At 63.5% G+C, this 21401-nt stretch carries 20 protein-coding genes; 7 read left to right on the top strand and 13 right to left on the bottom strand.

The annotated features are described in order from the left end of the window. Positions 1–305: 305 nt before the first annotated feature. Positions 306–1634, top strand: a complete 1329-nt coding sequence (locus tag ACO1P8_RS19775; RefSeq protein ID WP_486297586.1) for a dicarboxylate/amino acid:cation symporter — start codon at positions 306–308, stop codon at positions 1632–1634. 88 nt (positions 1635–1722) lie between these two features. Here the strand turns inward: ACO1P8_RS19775 and ACO1P8_RS19780 are convergent, their stop codons facing one another. The 7 genes from ACO1P8_RS19780 to ACO1P8_RS19810 all read right to left on the bottom strand — a co-directional run bounded on the left by ACO1P8_RS19780 (position 1723) and on the right by ACO1P8_RS19810 (position 7013). Beyond that, entirely contained in the window at positions 1723–2340 is a 618-nt protein-coding gene (locus tag ACO1P8_RS19780) for a Maf family protein (RefSeq protein ID WP_486297587.1), read from the bottom strand. Between the two features lie 17 nt (positions 2341–2357). Next, positions 2358–2828, bottom strand: a complete 471-nt coding sequence (gene rlmH, locus ACO1P8_RS19785) for a 23S rRNA (pseudouridine(1915)-N(3))-methyltransferase RlmH (RefSeq protein WP_486297588.1) — start codon at positions 2826–2828, stop codon at positions 2358–2360. Between the two features lie 54 nt (positions 2829–2882). Then, complete coding sequence (rsfS, locus tag ACO1P8_RS19790; RefSeq protein ID WP_486297589.1) at positions 2883–3278, bottom strand: ribosome silencing factor; 396 nt, start codon at positions 3276–3278, stop codon at positions 2883–2885. Positions 3279–3350: 72 nt separating this feature from the next. Beyond that, positions 3351–3941, bottom strand: a complete 591-nt coding sequence (gene nadD, locus ACO1P8_RS19795) for a nicotinate (nicotinamide) nucleotide adenylyltransferase (RefSeq protein ID WP_486297590.1) — start codon at positions 3939–3941, stop codon at positions 3351–3353. After that, a complete protein-coding gene (gene hemF, locus ACO1P8_RS19800; RefSeq protein ID WP_486297591.1) occupies positions 3938–4873 on the bottom strand; it encodes an oxygen-dependent coproporphyrinogen oxidase in 936 nt (311 codons plus the stop codon). Before hemF ends, nadD begins: the two co-directional genes overlap by 4 nt. Before the next feature lies 1 nt (position 4874). Further along, positions 4875–6179, bottom strand: coding sequence for a phosphoribosylamine--glycine ligase (gene purD, locus ACO1P8_RS19805; RefSeq protein WP_486297592.1), 1305 nt, complete (start codon positions 6177–6179; stop codon positions 4875–4877). A 99-nt stretch (positions 6180–6278) separates the two neighbouring features. Next, the gene (locus ACO1P8_RS19810; RefSeq protein ID WP_486297593.1) at positions 6279–7013 is read right to left on the bottom strand and encodes a YebC/PmpR family DNA-binding transcriptional regulator; all 735 of its coding nucleotides are present in this window, start codon (positions 7011–7013) and stop codon (positions 6279–6281) included. 141 nt (positions 7014–7154) lie between these two features. Here ACO1P8_RS19810 and ACO1P8_RS19815 point away from each other — a divergent pair, with 141 nt between their 5' ends. Then, positions 7155–8711, top strand: a complete 1557-nt coding sequence (locus tag ACO1P8_RS19815; RefSeq protein ID WP_486297594.1) for a helicase HerA-like C-terminal domain-containing protein — start codon at positions 7155–7157, stop codon at positions 8709–8711. A gap of 72 nt (positions 8712–8783) precedes the next feature. Here the strand turns inward: ACO1P8_RS19815 and ACO1P8_RS19820 are convergent, their stop codons facing one another. Next, positions 8784–10151 (bottom strand): aspartate aminotransferase family protein, encoded by a 1368-nt coding sequence (locus ACO1P8_RS19820; RefSeq protein ID WP_486297595.1) that lies wholly within the window; start codon positions 10149–10151, stop codon positions 8784–8786. A gap of 181 nt (positions 10152–10332) precedes the next feature. Here ACO1P8_RS19820 and ACO1P8_RS19825 point away from each other — a divergent pair, with 181 nt between their 5' ends. Next, on the top strand, positions 10333–11400 hold the full coding sequence (locus tag ACO1P8_RS19825) for a tartrate dehydrogenase (RefSeq protein WP_486297596.1): 1068 nt from the start codon (positions 10333–10335) through the stop codon (positions 11398–11400). A 234-nt stretch (positions 11401–11634) separates the two neighbouring features. Continuing rightward, positions 11635–12753, top strand: coding sequence for a hypothetical protein (locus ACO1P8_RS19830; protein WP_486297597.1), 1119 nt, complete (start codon positions 11635–11637; stop codon positions 12751–12753). A 72-nt stretch (positions 12754–12825) separates the two neighbouring features. Here the strand turns inward: ACO1P8_RS19830 and ACO1P8_RS19835 are convergent, their stop codons facing one another. The 4 genes from ACO1P8_RS19835 to ACO1P8_RS19850 all read right to left on the bottom strand — a co-directional run bounded on the left by ACO1P8_RS19835 (position 12826) and on the right by ACO1P8_RS19850 (position 17702). Next, a complete protein-coding gene (locus ACO1P8_RS19835) occupies positions 12826–14442 on the bottom strand; it encodes a DHA2 family efflux MFS transporter permease subunit (protein WP_486297598.1) in 1617 nt (538 codons plus the stop codon). Continuing rightward, on the bottom strand, positions 14439–15632 hold the full coding sequence (locus ACO1P8_RS19840; protein ID WP_486297599.1) for an EmrA/EmrK family multidrug efflux transporter periplasmic adaptor subunit: 1194 nt from the start codon (positions 15630–15632) through the stop codon (positions 14439–14441). Before ACO1P8_RS19840 ends, ACO1P8_RS19835 begins: the two co-directional genes overlap by 4 nt. 19 nt (positions 15633–15651) lie before the next feature. After that, positions 15652–17091, bottom strand: a complete 1440-nt coding sequence (locus ACO1P8_RS19845) for an efflux transporter outer membrane subunit (protein WP_486297600.1) — start codon at positions 17089–17091, stop codon at positions 15652–15654. Positions 17092–17222: 131 nt separating this feature from the next. Continuing rightward, a complete protein-coding gene (locus ACO1P8_RS19850; protein ID WP_486297601.1) occupies positions 17223–17702 on the bottom strand; it encodes a MarR family winged helix-turn-helix transcriptional regulator in 480 nt (159 codons plus the stop codon). Between the two features lie 174 nt (positions 17703–17876). On the opposite strand from ACO1P8_RS19850, the gene ACO1P8_RS19855 reads away from it, so the two are divergent. The 3 genes from ACO1P8_RS19855 (at position 17877) to ACO1P8_RS19865 (ending at position 20273) form a co-directional block, all read left to right on the top strand. After that, positions 17877–18824, top strand: coding sequence for a DMT family transporter (locus ACO1P8_RS19855; RefSeq protein WP_486297653.1), 948 nt, complete (start codon positions 17877–17879; stop codon positions 18822–18824). A 76-nt stretch (positions 18825–18900) separates the two neighbouring features. Further along, on the top strand, positions 18901–19893 hold the full coding sequence (locus ACO1P8_RS19860) for a quinone oxidoreductase family protein (protein WP_486297602.1): 993 nt from the start codon (positions 18901–18903) through the stop codon (positions 19891–19893). Between the two features lie 164 nt (positions 19894–20057). Continuing rightward, entirely contained in the window at positions 20058–20273 is a 216-nt protein-coding gene (locus ACO1P8_RS19865; protein WP_486297603.1) for a YgdI/YgdR family lipoprotein, read from the top strand. Positions 20274–20362: 89 nt separating this feature from the next. On the opposite strand, the gene ACO1P8_RS19870 is transcribed toward ACO1P8_RS19865, so the two are convergent. Beyond that, positions 20363–21391, bottom strand: a complete 1029-nt coding sequence (locus tag ACO1P8_RS19870) for a class 1 fructose-bisphosphatase (RefSeq protein ID WP_486297604.1) — start codon at positions 21389–21391, stop codon at positions 20363–20365. Positions 21392–21401: the final 10 nt, after the last annotated feature.

Consider the following 21401-nt stretch of genomic DNA (forward strand, 5'->3'; position numbering starts at 1 on the left):
CAGTGAAACGCCTTCGCGCCGATGATAGTGGACGGACGTCTGTGAAAGTAGGTCATCGTCAGGCTCTTATCCCCAAAACCCCGCTGGATACTCCAGCGGGGTTTTGCTTTATGTGGCGGCAGCTCCCTCCAGATCGAACCGCGCCGGATGACTTGTCTGGTGCCAGGAAACGGCTTTCGCGGAATTCAGTTTTCCGGAGTTTCACGGCCTAGGGGCTTGCGTGGAGTGCGATAATTCGCGCTTACGGTGTGGGCGCGATGTTCGTAGCCTTGCAGTCGCCTGATGAAAAAACAAGTGGATGAGCAATGATCGAAATAGATCAGACCGCAGTACCGCGGAAGCAGAAGTTTTATCAGATTCTGTATGTGCAGGTGTTAGTCGCAATCGTCATCGGTATCTTGCTGGGCTACTACAAGCCTGAGACAGCGGAGGCGATGCGCCCACTGGGTGACGGCTTTATCAAGCTGGTCAAGTTGATCATTGCTCCCGTCATCTTCCTCACGGTCAGTACCGGGATCGCGGGAATGAACGACCTGAAGCGTGTCGGTCGTGTCGCGGGCAAGGCCTTCGCGTATTTTCTGGTCTTTTCCACAGTCGCGTTGATCGTCGGCATGGTGGTCAGCCACATTGTCCAGCCCGGCGCAGGCATGCACGTTAATCCGCAGACACTGGATAACAAGGCTGTTGCCGATTACGTCACCAAGGCGCATGACAGCACCATCACCGGCTTCCTGATGAATGTGATCCCCAGCTCGCTGGCCGGGCCCTTCGTCACGGGCGACATCCTCCAGGTGCTGTTCGTGTCGGTTCTGTTCGGCGTCGCGCTGGCCCTGGTCGGCGACCGCGGCAAGCCGGTGCTGGATCTGCTGAACGCAGTGGCGCATCCCGTCTTCAAGATGGTTGCGATACTGATGCGCGCCGCCCCCATCGGGGCTTTCGGTGCGATGGCTTTTACCATCGGCAAATACGGCATCAGGTCGGTGATAAACCTCGCGGCACTGGTCGGTACGTTCTACGGAACCGCGATTCTTTTCGTGGTTGTCGTGCTCGGCCTCGTGGCGCGCTACAACGGTTTCTCCATCATCAAGCTGGTTCGCTATATCCGCGAGGAACTCCTGCTTGTGCTCGGCACCAGCTCGTCCGAGGCCGCGCTGCCCAGCCTGATGCAAAAGATGGAGCGCGCCGGCTGCTCCAAGTCCGTGGTCGGGTTGGTGGTGCCGACGGGGTATTCGTTCAATCTGGACGGCACCAATATTTACATGACCATGGCGGCGCTGTTCATCGCCCAGGCTTGCGACATCCATCTGTCTCTGGGCGACCAAGTGCTTTTGCTGCTGGTGGCCATGCTCAGTTCGAAAGGAGCTGCAGGCGTTACGGGCTCCGGCTTTATCACGCTGGCCGCCACGCTGTCGGTCGTGCCCAGCCTGCCGATCGCCGGCATGGCCTTGATTCTCGGTGTGGACCGCTTCATGTCCGAGTGCCGCGCGCTGACGAATCTGGTCGGCAATGCCACGGCGTCCGTGGTCGTTGCCCGTTGGGAAGGCCAGTTGGACAAGGCCGCGCTGGATGCCGCGCTGAACGGCAATCCCCGGCAGGCGGCACCTCCCCAACCGGCCGTGGCGGCGGGGCGCTAAGCCCCGCACAGGCCGGGCGCGCCGCTTCCGGCACCCATAGCGGTTATGACATGCCCTGGCGCGCGAACCGCGCCAGGGCATGTGGTTTTTAAGGCAAGGCGATATCGACGCGCCGCAGCAGCGCCGCGGTTTCGAACAGGGGCAATCCCATCACGCCGGTGTAGCTGCCGTCGATGCGCTCGATGAACGCGGCTGCCAGCCCCTGGATGCCATAGGCCCCTGCCTTGCCGTACGGTTCTCCGCTGTCGCAATAGCGGCGGACCTCGCCGGGGTCCAGCGGCCGCATCCATACTTGCGTAACCGAGACCTTTTCGTGCAAGCGGTCGTGCGCGAACAGTGCGACGGCAGTGTGAACCTCGTGGCGGGAATCGGAGAGCCGCGTCAGCATATGAATGGCGTGATCGCGGTCGGCCGGCTTGCCCAGGACCTCCCCATCCAGGATGACGGTTGTATCGGCGGCCAGCAAGGGCAGGTGCGGTAGATTCATGTCCTGCCGGTATTGCTCGCCCCGGACCGCTTTTTCACGAGCGGTTCGGCGGACGTAATCGGTTGCCGGCTCGCCCGCGTGTTGCGGCTCGTCCTCGCCCGGAGGCGAGGGCACGTCCAGCACGCGATGCGGCAGGCCGATTTGCATGAGCAATTCGCGCCGGCGGGGGCTGGCCGAGGCAAGGTACAAGCGGGGGGCGGGAGCTCGATCGGAAGACATGGTGGCGTGCGCGGGGTTCACGCGCGGTGATAAGGATGATTGCTCAGGATCGCCCATGCGCGGTAGATCTGTTCCGCAAGCAGTACGCGCACCATCGGGTGCGGCAGGGTCAGCGAAGACAGGCGGATCAAACCGTCGCAGGAGGCTTTCAGCGTTGCGTCCAACCCGTCAGGCCCGCCCACCAAAAGCGCGACGTCACGGCCCTGCCCGCGCCACTGCTCGAGCGTCTTCGCCAGTGCAGCCGTCGTCAGGTCGCGTCCACGTTCGTCGAGGGCGATCCTCAACGCGCCGGGCGGCGCACCTGCCTCTATGCGCTTGGCTTCCGCCGCCATCATCTGCGCCGTGGTCTTGCCGGTGGTGCGCGGTTCGGGTTTGATCTCCCGCAGTTCGAGCGCGCAATCGGCGGGCAGCCGGCGGGCATAGTCGTCCCACGCGGTTTGGACCCAGGCCGGCATGCGGTTGCCGACGGCGACGACGACGAGCTTCACGGTGTGCGGATTCCGAGGGCGGCCAGGGCATTCATCGTGTGGCGCCTTGCCGGTTCAGATATCGTCTTCGTCGTAGGTGGCGCCGGACAGGGCCGCGCGCGAGGACTGCGGCAGCAGCTTGACCCGGACGGGCTTGCCGCCCCAGATTTCTTCCAGGTTGTAGTACTCGCGTATCGCCGGCTGCATGACATGGACAACGATGTCGCCGAGATCGATAACTACCCATTCGCCCGTGTCTTCGCCTTCGACGGTGACCGACAATTTCAGGGCGCGGCCGCGGTTCGCCACACTGGAGGCCAGGGCGCGGGTCTGCCGGTTCGACGTGCCGCTGGCAATGACGACCCGATCGAACAGGCTGGTCAGATGGGTGGTATTGAAGACCTTGATATCCTGCGCCTTGACGTCTTCAAGGGCGTCAATGACAGCGCGTTGTAGTTTCTGTATTTCCATGTCGCAACTATAACCGCCGCCCGCGTATTTCGGGTCGTGGATGCTGCTCCGCCGTTGGACGAGGGCTATTCCTCAGTCATGGTAGAGACGGTGGGCACGGATGTATCGATATACCGGTTCGGCGACCAGTCCATCGACCGGCAAATCATGTGCCAGGCGATCCCGGATCGCCGATGCGGAAACAGGCATTTCCGCGAAAGGGACTATCTCTACGCCACGTTGCTGCACCGCCAGATGGTGTTGGAGCCGCGCCGGCGGCTCCAGGGGGATCCCGGGGCGCGTGGCCACGGCCAGGTCCACGCCGTCCGCAATGGCCTGCCATTCCCGCCAGGTGCAGAAATTGGCCAGCTGATCCGCGCCGAGCAGCCATACATAGCGATGCTCCGCCGGCAGGCCGCGCACGGTATCGATGGTGTAGGTGGGGCCGCCGCGGTCGATTTCGGCGGTATTCAATACGATCCCGGGTTCATCGGCAATGGCCAGGCGGATCATGTCGCAGCGTTGCGACGGTGTCGCCCGCAGCGGCCCTCTTTGCCAGGGCGCGGCCGCGGGAATCAACTGGACTTGTGCCAGGTCCAGAGCATCCAGTGCCGCGTGCGCCAGCGCGAGATGGGCCACATGCACGGGGTCGAAGCTGCCACCCAGCAAGCCGATGCGTTTCAAAGCCAGTCCCGGGGCACAAGAAAGGCGGCGAGGGCAGCTTCCGGCGTGCCCGGGTCGGGTTTCCAGTCGTAGCGCCAGTTGGCGACGGGGGGCATCGACAAAAGTATGGATTCTGTCCGGCCGCCGGACTGCAGGCCGAACAGGGTGCCGCGGTCATAGACCAGATTGAATTCGACGTAGCGGCCTCGGCGGTAGGCCTGGAAGGCACGCTCACGCTCGCCGTACGGTTCGTTCCTGCGCAGCTCCACGATGGGCATATAGGCAGGGAGGAAGGCATCCCCGACATCGCGGACCAGGGCAAAGCAGGCGTCGAATCCGGGTTCGGCCAGGTCGTCGAAGAATACGCCGCCGATACCGCGCGTTTCGGAACGATGCTTCAGATAGAAGTACTCGTCACACCACTTTTTGAAACGGGGATAATAGTCTTCACCATGCGGCGCGAGCGCGTCGCGGCAGGTGCGGTGGAAATGGCGGGCATCCTCTTCGAAGGCGTAGTAGGGAGTCAGGTCCATGCCGCCACCGAACCAGAATGCGGATGTCTCGCCGCTGTGGCGCGCCGGCGCAACAAAAAGCCGAACATTCATGTGCACGGTGGGCACATAGGGATTGCGTGGATGCAGCACCAGCGATACGCCCATCGCCTGCCAGGGCCGGCCGGCCAGCTCCGGGCGCCGCGCGCTGGCCGAAGGCGGCAGGTTCTGACCCGTGACATGACTGAACAGCACGGCCGCGCGTTCGAACACCGACCCGCCTTCCAGCATCCGCGATACACCGCCGCCGCCTTCCGGTCTTTCCCATGCATCCGTACGGAAGGCGGTGCCGTCCGCCTGCTCCAGGGCTGCGACGATGCGCGCCTGCAGGTTGGCGAAGTAGTCCCTGGCCGACTCAACGGCGGATTCGAAGGGAAGAAGGGATGCGGATGCGGCGTTCATTTCAAGTGCTTGTTTTCGGTTTGGGCGGTACGCGTTTGAGGGCGCGCCAGCCGATATCGGTACGGTACTGGCGGCCATCGAACACGACCCGGTCCACGGTTTCGTAAGCGCGCTCGCGGGCCATGCGTACCGAATCCCCCAGGGCCGTTACGCACAGGACGCGACCACCCGAGGTCTTGACCTGATCACCGTCCAATTGCGTGGCAGCGTGGAACACCATGCAATCCGCGGCGTCTTCCGGCAAGCCGGCAATCACGTCGCCGGTACGTGGCGTACCAGGATAGTTGTGTGCCGCCAGCACCACGCCCAGGGCGGTGCGCCGGTCCCAGACGATATCCGCCTGGTTCAGCGTTCCGGCAATGGCATGTTCCAGCACATCGACGAAGTCGCTTTTGATCCGCATCATGATCGGTTGCGTTTCCGGATCGCCCATGCGGCAGTTGAACTCCAGTACCTTGATCGGGCGGTCCGGATCGTCGCCGGCCGCGATCATCAGGCCGGCATAAAGAAAACCCGTATACGGCAGGCCGTCGCGCGCCATGCCCTGGACCGTGGGCAGGATGACTTCCCGCATGATGCGATGGTGCAGCTCCGGCGTCACCACCGGTGCCGGCGAATAGGCGCCCATACCGCCGGTGTTGGGCCCCTGGTCGCCGTCCTTCAGCCGCTTGTGGTCCTGGCTGGTCGCCAATGCCAGCACATTGCGTCCGTCGACCATGACGATGAAGCTCGCTTCTTCGCCTTCCAGGCATTCCTCGATGACCACGCGGGCCCCGGCAGTGCCCAGCGAGCCATCGCCCAGCATGGCGTCGACGGCCGTGTGCGCCTCTTCCAGCGAGGTCGCGACCACCACACCCTTGCCGGCGGCCAGACCGTCGGCCTTGATCACGATGGGGGCGCCTTCCTGGTCGATATAGGCGTGCGCCAGCGCGGGGTCGGTGAAGGTCTGGTACCGAGCGGTGGGAATGTTGTGCCGCACCATAAAGGCCTTGGCGTAGTCCTTAGAGCTTTCCAGCTGCGCGGCGGCTTTGGTAGGACCGAAGATTTTCAGGCCGCGCGAGCGGAATACATCGACGACGCCCGCGGCCAGGGGCGCCTCAGGCCCGACCACGGTAAGCGATATCCCTTCGCGCTGGACGAAGTCCGCCAGTTCTTCCGCCTGGGTCAAGGGCACGTTTTGCAGGCTGTCGTGCTGCGTGCCGCCGTTGCCGGGGGCGACATAAATCTTATGCACGCGCGGCGACTGCGCCAGACGCCAGGCGAGGGCATGTTCGCGGCCGCCCGAACCGATAACCAGGAGTTTCATAGTGAATGGCTGATAAAGATAAACGCGTGGGGACTGCGCCGGGGAGCGCCGTGGCGGCGCCACGAGAAGGGAGACCCGCGCGCGGCAGGCCCAGGGAGATCAGGCGCCGGTTTCATCGAGGATGGCGGTGGTATAGACCTCCTGCACATCATCCAGCCCTTCCAGCGCATCGAGCAGCTTTTGCATCTTGACGGCGTCCTCGCCCGCGAGCTCGGTTTCGTTCAACGCCTTCATGATGACGCCGTCCATCTCGGCCTTCAGACCGGCGGCTTCGAAGGCCTGGCGCAGCGCCGCGTAGTCGGCCGGCGCGCAGATGACTTCGATCACGCCTTCGGCGTCCGTTACGACGTCTTCGGCGCCGGCTTCCAGGGCGGTTTCCATCACTTTGTCCTCGGGCGTGCCGGGCGCGAAAATGAACTGGCCGCAGTGCTTGAACATGAACGCCACCGAGCCCTCCTGGCCCAGGTTGCCGCCGTTCTTGGCGAACGCATGGCGCACCTCCGCGACCGTGCGAGTGCGGTTGTCGGTCATGCAGTCGACGATGACCGCCGCGCCGCCCACGCCATAGCCTTCGTAGCGCACTTCCTCGTAGTTGTCGCCGTCCGCGCCGCCCGCGCCGCGCTGGATGGCGCGCTGGATGTTGTCCTTGGGCATGTTGGCGTCGGTGGCCTTGTCCCAGGCCAGCCGCAAGCGCGGGTTGCTTTCCGGATCGGCTCCGCCGGCACGTGCCGCAACGGTGATTTCACGGATGATCTTGGTCCACAGCTTGCCGCGCTTGGCGTCCTGGCGGCCCTTGCGGTGCTGAATATTGGCCCATTTACTGTGTCCGGCCATGGCTTTCCGAATAAGAGTGAGGCAAAGATGGGTATTTTACCGTGCCGCTTCTGCCGCGCGGTGATCCGGGTGTGTTGCGCTGGCGCGCGGCGCGGCGGAGAATGGCCGCGCCGACGCCGCAAACACCATCTGGAGATCGCCATGTCCGACACCGCCACATCCGTTCCTCCCTTGCGAGTCGCCCGGCACGACGGCCAGGACCTGGGGCTGCTTCCCGCCATGGCGAACCGGCACGGTTGTATCACTGGCGCTACCGGCACCGGCAAGACCGTCACCTTGCAAGTCCTGGCGGAGCAATTCTCGCGCATCGGCACGCCCGTCTTCCTGGCCGACGTCAAGGGCGACCTGACGGGTATCTCGCAGATGGGCAGCGCCACCCCGAAACTGCGTGAACGCCTGGACTCCCTGGGGCTGCCAGAACCGGTCTGGGGCGCCGCGCCGGTGGTGCTCTGGGACGTATTCGGAGAACAGGGCCACCCGGTGCGCGCGACCGTCTCCGATATGGGTCCGCTGCTGCTTTCCCGCATGCTGGAGCTCAACGATACCCAGGAAGGCGTGCTGGCCCTGACGTTCAAAGTTGCCGATGACGAAGGCCAACTGCTGTTGGACCTGAAGGATTTGCGCGCGATGCTGCAGGACGTCGCGGATCGTGCGCCGTCGCTGAAAACACGGTATGGCAACGTCTCCGCCGCCACCGTGGGCGCCATCCAGCGCGGCTTGCTCCGGCTGGAATCGCAGGGCGCACAGGCGTTCTTCGGCGAACCGATGCTGGAGATGGACGATCTGCTGCGCGTCGATGCGCAGGGGCGCGGCGTGGTCAGCATCCTGGCGGCGGATAAACTGATGCAGGCGCCGCGGCTATATGCGATCTTCCTGCTGTGGCTGCTGGCCGAACTGTACGAAAAACTGCCCGAGATCGGCGACCCGGACAAGCCCCGGCTGGTGTTTTTCTTCGACGAAGCGCACCTGCTCTTCCAGGATGCGCCCAAGGCGCTGCTGGACAAGATCGAGCAGGTCGTGCGTCTGGTGCGATCCAAAGGCGTCGGCGTGTATTTCGTCACGCAGAATCCGCTGGACATTCCCGACACCGTGCTGGGCCAGCTCGGCAATCGCATCCAGCATGCCCTGCGCGCGTTCACGCCGCGCGACCAGAAAGCGGTGCGAACCGCCGCGCAGACCATGCGTGCCAACCCGCAGCTGAACCTGGAGCAGGCAATCGCCGAACTGGGCGTGGGAGAAGCGTTGATTTCACTGCTGGACGTCAAGGGGCGTCCCGGCGTCACGCAACGCGCGTGGCTTGTCCCGCCGGCCAGCCGCATCGGGCCGGCCACGCGGGCGGAGCGCGATGCCCTGCGGGCGGCTTCGCCGGTGGCGGGCAAATATGAGCGGGCGGTCGACCGCGAGTCGGCCTACGAAGTCCTGGCCCGTCGTGCCGCTGCGCCGGTCGATGGCGGGGCGGGCTCGGGCGTGCCGGATGCCGCCCCCGGACACGCCGGCACCGAGGCGCCCGGCGGGACGCCGCCGGCCGAGGGCGGACTGATGGACGGGTTGAACGATGTGCTGTTCGGTTCGACGGGCCCGCGCGGCGGTCGCCGCGATGGCGTCGTCCAGACCATGGCGAAAACCGCCATGCGTTCTGTCGCGCGCGAGCTGGTGCGTGGCGTACTGGGATCGCTGCTGGGGTCCCGGCGACGCTAGGGCGCGACGCCGGCGGCCTCGTCGTGGCTGGCGTTGGCGGGCCGCGGCCACAGCGCCTGCGTGGCAGGCAGTTCAGGCGGCGACGAAGCGCGTGACGTCCTCCAGCGTGCGGACAAAGCGCGCCACCATATCGCGCACTTCGTCCGGCGTGATGATCAACGGCGGGCAGAATGCCACCGTGTCCTGGATCCCGCGAATGATCAGACCATGCGCATGGGCCTGTTCGTAGGCATAGGCGCCGGCCTTGCCCAGCGGCTCGAAGGGCCGCTTCTCGGCCTTGTCGGCCACCAGTTCCACCCCGGCAATCAGGCCTACGCCGCGCACTTCGCCCACCAGCGGATGGCCGGCCAGCGCGCGAAGTTCCTGCTGCAGCACTTCGCCCGTGCGCAAGGCGTTTTCCACCAGGCCGCGTTCCTCGATGATGTTCAGGTTTTCCAGCGCCACGGCGGTGGCCACCGGATGGCCGCTGGCTGTGTAGCCATGACCCAGCGTCCCGACACGGCCGCTGTTTTCGGCAATCGTCTCATGCACCTTGGGCGACACCAGGACGGCCGCCAGGGGGATGTACGAGGACGTAATCTGCTTGGACAGCACCATGATGTCCGGTTCGATGCCATAGGTGTCGCTGCCGAAGAACGTGCCCAGCCGGCCGAAGCCGGTGATGACTTCGTCGGCGATCAGCAATACGTCGTACTTCCGGCACACGGCCTGTATCTTGGGCCAGTACGTGCGTGGGGGTACGATCACGCCGCCCGCGCCCATGACGGGTTCGCCGATGAAGGCGGCGACGGTGTCCGGGCCTTCCTGCAGGATAAACGCTTCCAGTTCGGCCGCCATCCGGGTGGCAAAGTCTTCCTCGGTTTCGCCCGGATTGGCGTGGCGGTAGTGGTGGGGGCACGAGACGTGTTTCATCTGCGGCAGGGGCAGATCGAAATCGCGATGATTGCCGGCCAGTCCGGTAAGGCTGGCCGAGGCCACCGTCACGCCGTGATAGCCGCGTTGGCGCGCGATGATTTTCTTCTTCAGGGGACGGCCCAGCGCGTTGTTGTAATACCAGACGAACTTGATGACCGTATCGTTCGCTTCAGAGCCGGAATTGGTGAAGAAGGCCCCGGACATCCGCCCCTGCGTATAGCCGATCAGGCGTTCGGCCAGGGCAATCGATGGCGCGTTCGATTTGTGCGTGAACGTGTGGTAGTAGGGCAGCTTGCCCATCTGTTGGGTGGCTGCCTGCACCAGGCGGGGTTCGCCGAAGCCCACCGCCACGCTCCAGAGGCCGGCCATTCCCTCCAGGTACTTGTTGCCCTCGTCGTCGTAGACGTAGATTCCCTCTCCGCGGTCGATGACGCGCGGACCGACGCTGCGATGCTTGACCGCGTTGGTATAGGGGTGGATCTGGTGGCGGATATCCTGCGCGTGGGATTGGCTGGTGGTCGACATGGATGTTCGCGAAAAAGTTGGGTTGAGCGGCGCATGAATGGCATCAAGCGCCATTCCTCCATAGTAGCCGGCCGGCGCGGCGCCGGGTACCGGTCGTATGTTGCGGTTGCCGCGCCGCGCCGCTGTATCCGATAATGCCCGCACGTATCTGGACCAACCAACGGATCATGGAGACTTGGCGGTGGCTAAAAAACACAGGATCGCGGTAATTCCCGGCGACGGTATCGGCAAGGAGGTGGTTCCGGAAGGGCTGCGCGTGCTCGACGTCGCGGCCGGCAAGTTCGGTATCGAATTCCAGTGGGACCACTTCGACTGGAGTTGCGATTACTACGCCCGGCACGGGAAGATGATGCCGGACGATTGGGCGGCGCAGATCGGTGGCCACGAGGCCATCTACTTCGGCGCTATCGGTTGGCCGGACGCCGTACCGGACCATGAAGCCCTGTGGGGATCGTTGTTCCGGTTCCGCCGCGATTTCGACCAGTACATCAATCTGCGTCCTGTCCGGCTGATGCCGGGGGTCGTATCGCCCCTGGCCAATCGCAAGCCTGGCGATATCGATTTCTTCATCGTCCGCGAGAACACCGAAGGGGAATATTCCAACAGCGGTGGCAAGCTTTTCGCCGGCACGGAGCGGGAAATCGTCATCCAGGAAAGCGTGTTCACGCGCGTCGGCGCCGAACGGGTGCTGAAGTTCGCGTTCGAACTGGCGCGCAAACGAGGCAAGCACCTGACGGCCGCGACCAAATCCAACGGTATTTCGATTTCCATGCCGTGGTGGGACGAAAGGGTGGCCGAGATGGCGCAGCACTATCCCGACGTGCGGTGGGACAAGTTCCATATCGATATCCTGTGTGCCCACTTCGTCCAGCGTCCGGACACCTTCGACGTCGTGGTGGCCTCGAATCTGTTCGGCGACATCCTTTCGGACCTGGGACCGGCCTGCACCGGCACGATCGGCATCGCACCTTCGGCCAACCTGAATCCGGAACGCAAGTTCCCGTCCTTGTTCGAACCGGTGCATGGATCCGCACCGGACATTTACGGCAAGGGCATCGCCAATCCCATCGGTCAGATCTGGAGCGGCGCGCTGATGCTGGATTTCCTCGGCTACCCGGAAGCCGCCGCGGCGGTGGTATCGGCGATCGAGCACGTATTGGCAAACGGCCCGCGCACCCCCGATATGAAGGGGCAGGCTCGCACGGAAGAAGTGGGGCGCGCCGTCGCGGAGCGGCTCGCTGCCCAGTAGGCGCCAGGGCAGGAGGGCGCACGGCCCCCCGCTTTTCAGGGTCGCAACAAGCGGTAATTTTTGATGGTGGGGATGTTCCGCCGCCATGGGGGCGGGATCCGTGCTATGGTAATGCCGTCCCTCTTTAGGCTGCGGCGTATATGCCGCAGCGGCCGGTCTGACGGCCGGAAGTTTGTAAATTCCGTCGGAAATTCAAACTATTGACGCGCATGCGAAGGTATAGTTTGGCTACAGGTGGCGGCATGGATATGCGTTGCGTCCCCGGTACTTTCCGATCGCGCCGTACATTTTTGTACGTTTGCGCCCTCACGTTCGAGTTTGGCATTGTTATCTTCCACAAGTTTGGCTGCCGACAACGCGGATTCCCTGGTGACGGGGAAGACAGCGCTGCTCCCTGAGGGCGGCAGTCTCGTTGTCGCCAGTGACGGCACCGTAGGTGACAAACCGCTCGATCGCTTCTGGCGCAAGTTTTATTCGCTGTTTCGCAGCCGCCGCATGCAGCACAACCGGCATCTGTGGCCGTACGTGTCCATCGGACGCGACGCGCAGGGCGCCATCAACGCTTTTTCGGCATTTCGCCATGTCGTGCCCATTACGCCGCTGCAGCAGGCCTTTGCGGAACACCACGACGCGGTGCACGTCATCCTCAGCGGCCCGTCCGTGGCGGAGATCCCGTACGACCGCCTGCCCATGCGGGCCGCGATGGGCGTCAACGGGTCCATCTCCCTGGCTCGCCAGTTCGACATCCCATTCCGCTATTACTGCGTGATCGACCAGAACTTCGTCCGCCGCCGCATCGACTTGATGCGCGAGGTGGTCGAACGCGATCTGACCTTGTTCGTCACGCCGGATGTGCTGCGCTACATGGTGCAGGGAATGCCATGGCCCGAGCGCTACAAGTGCCGCATCTGCGTCATCGAGGTCGTATCGGAACGCGCCTACCTGCCGCATTTCAGGCCGGACGAACTCGCCGCGATGGCAAAGGCCAATCCGGCGCTTTCGCTGTTCGATTCGCAACGCTCGCTCGGCTACAGCTTCGACCTTGCCAGCGGTGTATTCGACGCCGATACGGTGGCCTATGCCGCGCTGCAAATCCTGGTCGCTGGCGGCGTCGGTCGTATCTACATGCACGGCCTGGATCTCGGCTTTTCCGGAGCGCGCCGTTTCTACAAGGAAGCGCAACCGGAAAACAGCCGGCTGGTGCGTAATTTCGACCGGCTGATCGAGCCGTCCTTCTCGCAGGCAGCGGCGTTGCTGAAGGCTCGTGGAATCGACGTATTCAACCTGTCGCAGAACAGCGCCTTGTCCGATCGGATCATTCCCAAGCTCGACTGGCGCACGCTGGTTTCCTGATCCTCGATACGAAACGACGGCGCCCCGGGCCGCGCGATGCGAGCCGGGGCGCCGTGCCGTGTCGGGTCGCGCTCAGTGAGCGCCCGCCGCTGCCTCTGCTGCGGCGGCATCCTTGGCCCGCACGGGACGCGCGAACCACACCAGGCCGGTCAGCAATACGAAAACGATCGCCGAGCCGTAGAAAACATCCAGGGCAGACATCGTGAAGGCCTGCGTATTGAGCATGCCGTTCAGCGCATTCAGCGCCTGCTCGGCCGACATGCCGACCGATGCCAGTCCGTGCATGACCTGCTCATAGGCCGGCGAGCTTGGCGTCGCCGTTTCCGTAAGGCGCGCATGGTGCAGGGTGGCGCGATTCTCCCAAAGCGTGGTCGCGATGGAGGTGCCGAAAGCGCCGGCCGTCAGGCGGCAGAAGTTGGACAAGCCGGCCGCCGCGGGGATGCGCCACGGTTCCAGGCCCGACAGCGTGATCGACGTCAATGGGACGAAGAAAGCCGCCATGGCCGCGCCCTGGATGATGGTGGGAATCATCAGCGCCTGCATGTCCGTCTGCGGCGTGAAGTTCGCGCGCATATAGCAGACCAGCGCGAAGACGCAGAAGGCGAAAGTCACGATCTGGCGCGGATCACGCGTGGCCAGCATGCGCCCGACCACCGGGGTGAGCGCGATGGCCAGAATGCCCACGGGCGCCGTCACGATACCGGCGTCGGTGGCTGTGTAATTCATATTGCTTTGCAGCCATAGCGGCAGCAGCACCACGTTACCGAAGAAGACCCCGTAGGCGATGGCCAGCGTGACCGCGCCTATCGTGAAATTGCGTCCCTTGAACAGCCTGAGCTCCACGATGGGATGCGCTTCCGTCAGTTCCCAGATAATGAAGAACACGAACGCGATCGCCGTGGTCACGGCCAAAGCGATGATGGTGGGGCTTTGGAACCAATCCAGTTCCTTGCCCTTGTCCAGCATGATCTGCAGTGCTCCCACCCAGACCACCAGCAAGACCAGGCCTGTCTTGTCGATGGGCAGCTTGTGGGTGACCGACTCGCGGTCCTTGTAGATGCGCCAGCTAAGCCACGCGGCGAGCAGTCCGACCGGGACGTTGATATAGAAGATCCAGGGCCAGGAGTAGTTGTCAGAGATCCAGCCTCCCAGCAGCGGTCCGGCGACGGGCGCGACCAGTGTCGTCATCGACCATATGGCCAGTGCCATGCCGGCCTTATTCCGCGGAAAGCTTGCCAGCATCAATGTTTGCGACAGCGGGATCATCGGGCCGGCGACGGCGCCCTGCAGCACCCGGAAGGCGATGAGCGTTTCCAGCGTGGGCGCGAAGCCGCACAGCCATGACGCCACGACGAAAAGCAGCGTAGAGATCACGAACAGCCGCACCTGGCCGAAGCGCTGCGTCAACCAGCCGGTCAGCGGGACGGTAATGGCATTGGCGACCGCGAATGACGTGATGACCCACGTGCCCTGGCTGGTGCTGACGCCCAGATCCCCCGAGATCGTCGGAATGGAGACATTCGCAATGGAGGTGTCCAGCACGTTCATGAACACTGCCGTCGACAAGGCGATGGAGCCGACGATCCGCAGGCTGCCCTCCAGGGGCGGATAGGTGACCGGGCGCTGCGGGTCCGCAGGGGCTGGCGGCGCCTCGGACCGGGCCGGCACGGCATTGCTGGCGGGATTCATTGCACGAGGTTCTCTTTAACGATTTTTTGGATCATGGCGTCGACCTGTTTGCGGTCCGGATCGAAGGCCCGGGTGGCGAGCGCGGGTTCGGCGCGGCGGGGTTGTTCCGTGACGGCGGGACCATCCTGCTTGCTCAGGTCGACCTCGACGTCCATGGACAGACCGATACGCAAGGGATGCGCCTTGAGTTCCCGCGGATCCAGCGCGATGCGCACGGGGACCCGCTGGACGACCTTGATCCAGTTGCCGGTCGCGTTCTGTGCGGGCAGCAGGGCGAAAGCGCTGCCGGTGCCGGCGTCCAGGCCAACCACCGTGCCGTGGTAGGTCACGCTGCCGCCGTACAGGTCGGCGGTCAGCTTGACCGGCTGGCCCACTCGCATCTCGCGCAGTTGTCCTTCCTTGAAGTTGGCCTCCACCCACAGCTGGTTCAACGGCACGACGTTCATCAGCGTATTGCCCGGGGCCACGCGCTGGCCCACCTGGACGCTGCGGCGTGCCACCATGCCGGTGACAGGAGCGGGCAACACCGTGCGCGATTGCGCCAGCCAGGCATTGCGCAGTTCGGCTTCGGCTTCGCGAACGTCCGGATGGTTCTCGACGCTGGTGCCGTGCGTCAGCGCCTGGTTGGTGGCCAGCTTGGCCCTGGACGCCTCCAGGGAGGCCCGCGCCTGTGCCAGACCGGATTCCGCGGACTTCAGCGTAGTCTGGGCATGCAGGATCTCTTCGCCGCTCACGCCGCCGGATTTGGCCAGCGTTTGGCGGCGCGCGAGGTCGCTGCGGGCGCGCGTCAGATCGGCCTGCGCGCGCTCCACGTCGGCCTGGCGGACCGCCACATCGGCGGCCAGGGCATCGTTCTGCACGTATAGCGTCCGCACCTGGCGCACGGTCTGTGCCAGTTTGGCTTCGGCCTGCTGCAGGGCGATGTCGGTATCCGAGGGATCCAGGCGCACCAGCGGCGCGCCCGCTTCGATCGTTTCCGTGTCGTCGGCTTCGATGGCGATGACCGTGCCGGGTACCTGCGGCGTGATCTGCACCAGGTTGCCGTGCACGTAGGCGTCGTCCGTGCTCTCGAAATGAGAGCCGACCAGCCACCACCATGCGCCGTATGCGATGGCGGCCAGCACGAACACACCCGTTGCGATCAGCATCAGGCGCTTGCGTTTGGGATTGGAGCTTTGAGGGGCGTTCATGGCGTAATCCGATTCTTTTTCAACGAGTGGTATTCAGGTTGTCCTGGTTGCGCGCGAGTTCCGCGTTGGCCGGCGCCGGTACGTAGCCGCCGCCCAATGCGTTGGCAAGGTCCGCGTCGAGCTTATAGGTGCGGAAGCGCAGGTCCGTTTCCAGTCGCGCCTGCGTCAGCACTTCGTTCTGTGCCACCAGGACGGTCAGGTAGTTGCCCAGCCCGGCCTTGTAGCGGTTGACGGCCAGGTCGTAGGCGGCGTCGATGGATTCGCGTGCCTGGCGCTGTTCGGCCGTCTCGCGTCCGATCAGGCGCAGCGCGTCCAACGCGTCGGCGGTCTGCCGGACGGCGTCCAGCACGGTCTGGTTGTAGTCCGATATCGCCAGATCCGTGTCGGCGCGGCGGCCGGCCAGGTTGGCGTTCAATTCGCCGCCATGAAAAATAGGCAGTGAAATGGCGGGCCCGATATTCGCGGCATGGCTGGCCGCCTGCAGCAGGTTGTTGGTGCCCAGCGCCTGGAAACCGATGAAGGCAGTGATATTGACGTTGGGGTAGAAATCCGCCTTCGCGACGTCGATGGTATGGCGCGCGGCCTCGGCGCGCCAGCGGGCGGCCACGACATCGGCCCGGTGTCCCAGCAGGTCCAGCGGAATCGAGGCCGGGACGCCGCCGGCCGGCGCGGTCAAGTGCGCTTCCTGCAAGGTCTGCCCACGTTGCGGGCCGGCGCCTGCCAGGGCTGCCACCTGGTTGCGCAGTTGCGCCAGCGTCGTCTCGATCTGCGTCAACTGCACCTTGGCCGAAGCCAGTTGGGACTCCGCCTGCTTGACTTCCACCTGGGTATCGAGCCCCGCGCTGAAACGCTGCCGCGTAATGGACAGGGCGTCGTCGCGTTGCTTGATGATGCGCTGAAGAACGTCGCGCTGCGCGAACGCATTCTGCAGGTTCAGGTAGCTTTGCACCATGGCGCTGGACAACATCGTGCGCGCCGCCTGCTTATCGGCCTCCGCCGCCTGTTCGCGCGATAGCGCGGCCTGCAGGGCGGAGCGATTCTTGCCCCAGAAGTCCAGCTCGTAGCTGAAATTCAGTCCCAGACTGTTATCGCTCTGGACCGAACCGCCGAGCGGATCGGGGTAGATATAGGTCTTGGAGATATGTTCCCGCTGCAGCGAATAGTTCGCATCGACGCGCGGTAGCAGGGGGGCGCGGGCGCCTCCCACTGCCGCATTGGCTTGCGCCAACCGGGCCTGCGCGGCCGACATTGTGGGATTGTTCGCCAATGCCTCCTGCACCAGGGCGTCGAGTTGCGAGTCGCCATACCGTTCCCACCATTGCGTGGTGGGCCAGGCCGCGGCGGTCTCGGCCAGGCCCAGCTTTTGACCGGTAAGCTCGGCCACGGGCGTGGGCCCTTTTTCCATGAAGGCGCAACCGCTCAGGACGATTGCCAATAGCAAGATCGATAGGCGTTTCATACGAGTCAGCGTGCGATAAGTGGCTTCAAGGGTGTCCGGTGGCGGCAGGATAGGATTAAGCAGTTTGTCATTTTATTGACCAGTTACTTATTGACTAGGCAGCTATTAGCGCGAAAAAAAGCGATCCATGCTCAACCTTTGGCTGGGGGCACCGGTGCCGAACCGTTGGCCAGCATGCGACGCAGGAAGTGGGTCAACAGTTCCACTTCGTGTTCGGAGAACCCGCGCAGGTAGTGGTTGAGTGTGCGCGCGATGTTGGCCGGGATCTCCCGCACCATCGCTTCGCCTTCTTCGGTAAGTTCGATCTTCACGACACGGCGGTCCTGTTCGCTGCGCTTGCGGCGCAGCAACTTCTTGGCTTCGAGCCGGTCCAGCGTGCGCGTCATCGCGCCGGTGTCCACCTCGTTCAGGCGGGCCAGCTCGGCAGCGGTATCGGCCCGGCCCAGCGCCACCATCGCCACGGGGCGCCATTGGGTTGCGGTCAGCCCCAGCGGAGCCATCTCCTGGTCCAACGCCCGATTCAGGGAATTGAAGACCAGACGGATGAGGTAGCCAGGATTGTCCTCGACCCGGGTGCGGTCGCAGCGGTAAGGCGGGGACTCGCCTGACATGACAGTGGATTCGTCGTTCATGCAGCGAATATTAGTTGTTTAGGCAGTTATTGTCAAGGAGCCTTTCTGGCGGACAGCGTGGCGGCGCCGCCACGCCGCTTCTTCTCCGGTCGCGCACTCGGGCCGAGAGAAAGGCCGTGCAAAGACCACCGACCGCCACATAAAATCGCCGCCATGAATTCGACCGTCGCAACACCGGCCGCCGGGCCTTATTCCAGCCGCGCCGCCGGTTTTTTCCTGGCCGCCTTGGGCGCCATCCTCTTTTCCGGCAAAGCTATCGTCGTCAAGTTCACCTACGCGTACGGGGTGGACGCGGTGACGCTTATCGCTTTTCGCATGCTCTTTTCGCTGCCGTTCTTTGCCTATATCGGATGGCGCCAGTCGCGGCGTGCCGTGCGCGGCGAAATACCGGTCCTGACGCGCGCGGAGTGCGCGAAGGTCGTGCTGCTCGGCCTGATCGGCTATTACCTGTCGAGCTTCCTGGATTTTCTCGGGCTGCGTTACATCAGTGTGGGCCTGGAGCGGCTGATTCTTTTCCTGGCACCGACCCTGGTGCTGTTGATTACGGCATTCTGGCTGAAGCGGCCGATTGCCGCCCGCCAGTGGCTGGCGCTGTTGCTGTCCTATCTTGGTGTCGTTCTGGTATTCGCGCACGATATGTCGCAAACGGATGGCGGTGCCGTCCTCTTGGGATCCGCCTTCGTCTTCGCGTCGGCGTTCTCGTATGCGTTGTATCTGATCGGTTCGGGCGAACTCGTCAAGCGGGTCGGAGCCATGCGCCTGACCGCCTATGCGATGTCGGTTTCAAGCATTGCCTGCCTCGTGCAGTTTTTCCTGCTGCATCCGGCCTCCGCCCTGATTCAGCCCGCGGGTTTTTATGGATTGTCACTGATCCATGCCACCGTCAATACCGTCTTGCCGGTGTTCATGATCATGAGCGCGGTGTCCCGCATCGGGCCGCCGCTGGCGGCTCAGCTGGGTATGCTGGGCCCGGTATCGGTGCTATTTCTCGCCTTCTGGTTTCTCGGCGAGCCGGTCACCGCCTGGCAACTGGCCGGAACGGCATTTGTCCTGGCGGGCGTCTTCGTGCTCACCGCGCCGACTTCGGCAAAACGGAATTGACCGGGCCGCCCGCTGCCCGGTTCCTGTCTGACGATTTACCCTCTTACCGCGACGAACGCAAAGAAAGGAGCGTTGTATGGCCAGCAACACAGTCAAGGCAATCCAACTGGAGGCCCATGGCGGCCCGGAAGTCCTGAAGTTGGTTGACGTGGAGGTACCCCCGCCGGGGCCCAACGAGGTGACCGTGCGCCAGCATGCGGCCGGCTTGAATTTCATCGATATCTACTATCGCACAGGCCTGTATCCGCACCCGTTGCCGCACGGCCTGGGCTTCGAAGGTGCGGGCGTGGTGGAAGCGGTGGGCAGCGAAGTCGGCCATATCAAAAAGGGCGATCGCGTCGCGTATGGCCAGAGTCCCTTGGGCGCCTATGCCGAAATGCGCAACGTGCCAGCGATCAATGTCGTGAAATTGCCCAAGGGAATCGGCTTCGATGAGGCCGCCGCGATGATGCTCAAGGGCCTCACCGTGCAATATCTGTTCCGCCAGACATATCGCCTGCAAGGCCACGAGACCATTCTCTTCCACGCGGCCGCGGGCGGCGTGGGCTTGATCGCTTGCCAGTGGGCCAGGGCTTTGGGCGTGAAACTGATCGGCACGGTCTCCAGTCCGGAAAAGGCGGAACTCGCTCGCGAACATGGCGCGTGGCAGACCATCGATTATTCGCGCGAAAACGTCGTCGAACGCATGCTGGAACTGACCGGCGGGAAGAAGGTGCCGGTGGTGTACGACGGCGTCGGCAAGGACACCTGGGAAATATCGCTGGACTGCATCGAGCCGCGTGGCTTGATGGTCAGTTTCGGCAACGCGTCCGGGCCGGTTACCGGCGTCAATGTGGGCATCCTGAACCAAAAGGGTTGCCTGTACCTGACGCGGCCGTCCCTCGGCATACATGTAAATACGCCGGCCAAACTGAAAGCCGCCTCGGATGAGCTGTTCGATCTCGTGCTGAAAAAGAAAATCCGCATGCGCATCGACCAACGCTACTCGCTGGACCAGGCAGGCGAGGCCCAGACGGCCCTGGCCTCCCGCAAAACCACCGGCGCGACCATCCTGACGCTGGGCAACTGATCGCAGCGTATTTCGGATTCGGTTTGCAAGGCTGCCCTCGGGTGGCCTTTTTTCTTGGTATTTCAGGGACGGTTAACAGATACTCGCATTTTGCCGACATCCGGTCACCTCTATGGCGTCCGCCCTTGGCTAAATTGGTTATGTCCTTTACGCAAGGAGATGACATGACCCTGAAGTTCACCGCGATGTCGCTCGCTACCGTCGCCATCCTGGCCGGCTGCTCTTCGCCGTCCGTCGTGAATACGCGGGATGGTTCCCAGATCGTGACGCCCGACAAGCCCGAGTACGACAAGAAGTCCGGGATGTACCAGTACGATCAAAATGGCAAGGAGGTCCAGATCAACAAGGACGATGTGAAGTCGATCGAACAGGTCAAATAAACGGCCGAAATGGCCGGATCCGCATCGTCCGGTAAAAACCGGCGCCGTCGTGCGAAACGAGGCGCCGGTTTTTGTTCGCCAGGATAGTGCTAGCGGGAGGCCTCGGCGTCGTGCTCGCGATGATAGTGCGCGACGGTTTCCACTTCGTTGCGCGATCCCAGTATGACGCTTACGCGTTCGTGCAGTTGGCTCGGTTCGATGTCCAGAATGCGTTGCTTGCCGTTGATGGAAGCACCGCCCGCCTGCTCGACGATGAAACTCATGGGATTTGCTTCATACATCAGGCGCAGCTTGCCCGGCTTGGTGGGTTCGCGCGCATCCCAGGGATACATGAAGATGCCGCCGCGCGTCAGGATGCGATGCACATCCGCCACCATCGACGCGACCCAGCGCATATTGAAGTCCTTGCCCCGCGGACCGGTCTTGCCGGCCAGGCAATCGTCTATATAGCGCTTCACGGGCGGCGCCCAGTGCCGCATATTCGACATATTGATGGCGAATTCCTTGGTGTCCGGCGGAATCTGCATGTTTTCATGTGTCAGCACCCAGGAACCCATCTCCCGATCCAGCGTAAAGCCCACGACGCCATTGCCGACCGTCAGGACCAGCATGGACTGCGGTCCATAGACCGCATAGCCGGCCGCCACCTGCTGTTTGCCGCACTGCAGGAAGTCCTTTTCCGTGACAGGCTGTCCATGCACTTCGTGCGGTGCCCGCAATACCGAGAAAATCGTGCCGATCGAGACATTGACGTCGATATTGGAAGAGCCGTCCAGCGGATCGAATAGCAGCAGGTATTCGCCTTTGGGGTAACGGTTCGGAATCAGATGGATGGTTTCCATCTCTTCGGAAGCCATTGCGGCGAGGTGCCCGCCCCATTCGTTGGCCTCGAGAAGGACTTCGTTGGACATGACATCCAGTTTTTTCTGGACTTCGCCCTGCACATTTTCCGAGTCCAGGCTGCCCAGCACGCCACCCAGCGCACCTTTGCTGACGGCATGGCTGATTGCCTTGCAGGCGCGGGCCACCACCTCGATAAGGAGGCGAACTTCCGGGCCGACCGCCTGCGCCTGGCGCTGCTGCTCGACCAGATACTGGGTCAGGGTTTTGCGTTTCAAAGGATTCTCC

The sequence above is a fragment of the Bordetella sp. genome (assembly GCF_057362025.1).

What these genes read in the sequence shown, in the direction of transcription:
- ACO1P8_RS19840 (WP_486297599.1), bottom strand. Translation starts at nt 15,632, where the DNA reads ATGAACGCCCCTCAAAGCTCCAATCCCAAACGCAAGCGCCTGATGCTG.
- ACO1P8_RS19845 (WP_486297600.1), bottom strand. Translation starts at nt 17,091, where the DNA reads ATGAAACGCCTATCGATCTTGCTATTGGCAATCGTCCTGAGCGGTTGC.
- ACO1P8_RS19850 (WP_486297601.1), bottom strand. Translation starts at nt 17,702, where the DNA reads ATGTCAGGCGAGTCCCCGCCTTACCGCTGCGACCGCACCCGGGTCGAG.
- ACO1P8_RS19780 (WP_486297587.1), bottom strand. Translation starts at nt 2,340, where the DNA reads ATGTCTTCCGATCGAGCTCCCGCCCCCCGCTTGTACCTTGCCTCGGCC.
- rsfS (WP_486297589.1), bottom strand. Translation starts at nt 3,278, where the DNA reads ATGGAAATACAGAAACTACAACGCGCTGTCATTGACGCCCTTGAAGAC.
- ACO1P8_RS19810 (WP_486297593.1), bottom strand. Translation starts at nt 7,013, where the DNA reads ATGGCCGGACACAGTAAATGGGCCAATATTCAGCACCGCAAGGGCCGC.
- hemF (WP_486297591.1), bottom strand. Translation starts at nt 4,873, where the DNA reads ATGAACGCCGCATCCGCATCCCTTCTTCCCTTCGAATCCGCCGTTGAG.
- ACO1P8_RS19815 (WP_486297594.1), top strand. Translation starts at nt 7,155, where the DNA reads ATGTCCGACACCGCCACATCCGTTCCTCCCTTGCGAGTCGCCCGGCAC.
- ACO1P8_RS19820 (WP_486297595.1), bottom strand. Translation starts at nt 10,151, where the DNA reads ATGTCGACCACCAGCCAATCCCACGCGCAGGATATCCGCCACCAGATC.
- purD (WP_486297592.1), bottom strand. Translation starts at nt 6,179, where the DNA reads ATGAAACTCCTGGTTATCGGTTCGGGCGGCCGCGAACATGCCCTCGCC.
- ACO1P8_RS19775 (WP_486297586.1), top strand. Translation starts at nt 306, where the DNA reads ATGATCGAAATAGATCAGACCGCAGTACCGCGGAAGCAGAAGTTTTAT.
- ACO1P8_RS19865 (WP_486297603.1), top strand. Translation starts at nt 20,058, where the DNA reads ATGACCCTGAAGTTCACCGCGATGTCGCTCGCTACCGTCGCCATCCTG.
- ACO1P8_RS19860 (WP_486297602.1), top strand. Translation starts at nt 18,901, where the DNA reads ATGGCCAGCAACACAGTCAAGGCAATCCAACTGGAGGCCCATGGCGGC.
- ACO1P8_RS19835 (WP_486297598.1), bottom strand. Translation starts at nt 14,442, where the DNA reads ATGAATCCCGCCAGCAATGCCGTGCCGGCCCGGTCCGAGGCGCCGCCA.
- ACO1P8_RS19855 (WP_486297653.1), top strand. Translation starts at nt 17,877, where the DNA reads ATGAATTCGACCGTCGCAACACCGGCCGCCGGGCCTTATTCCAGCCGC.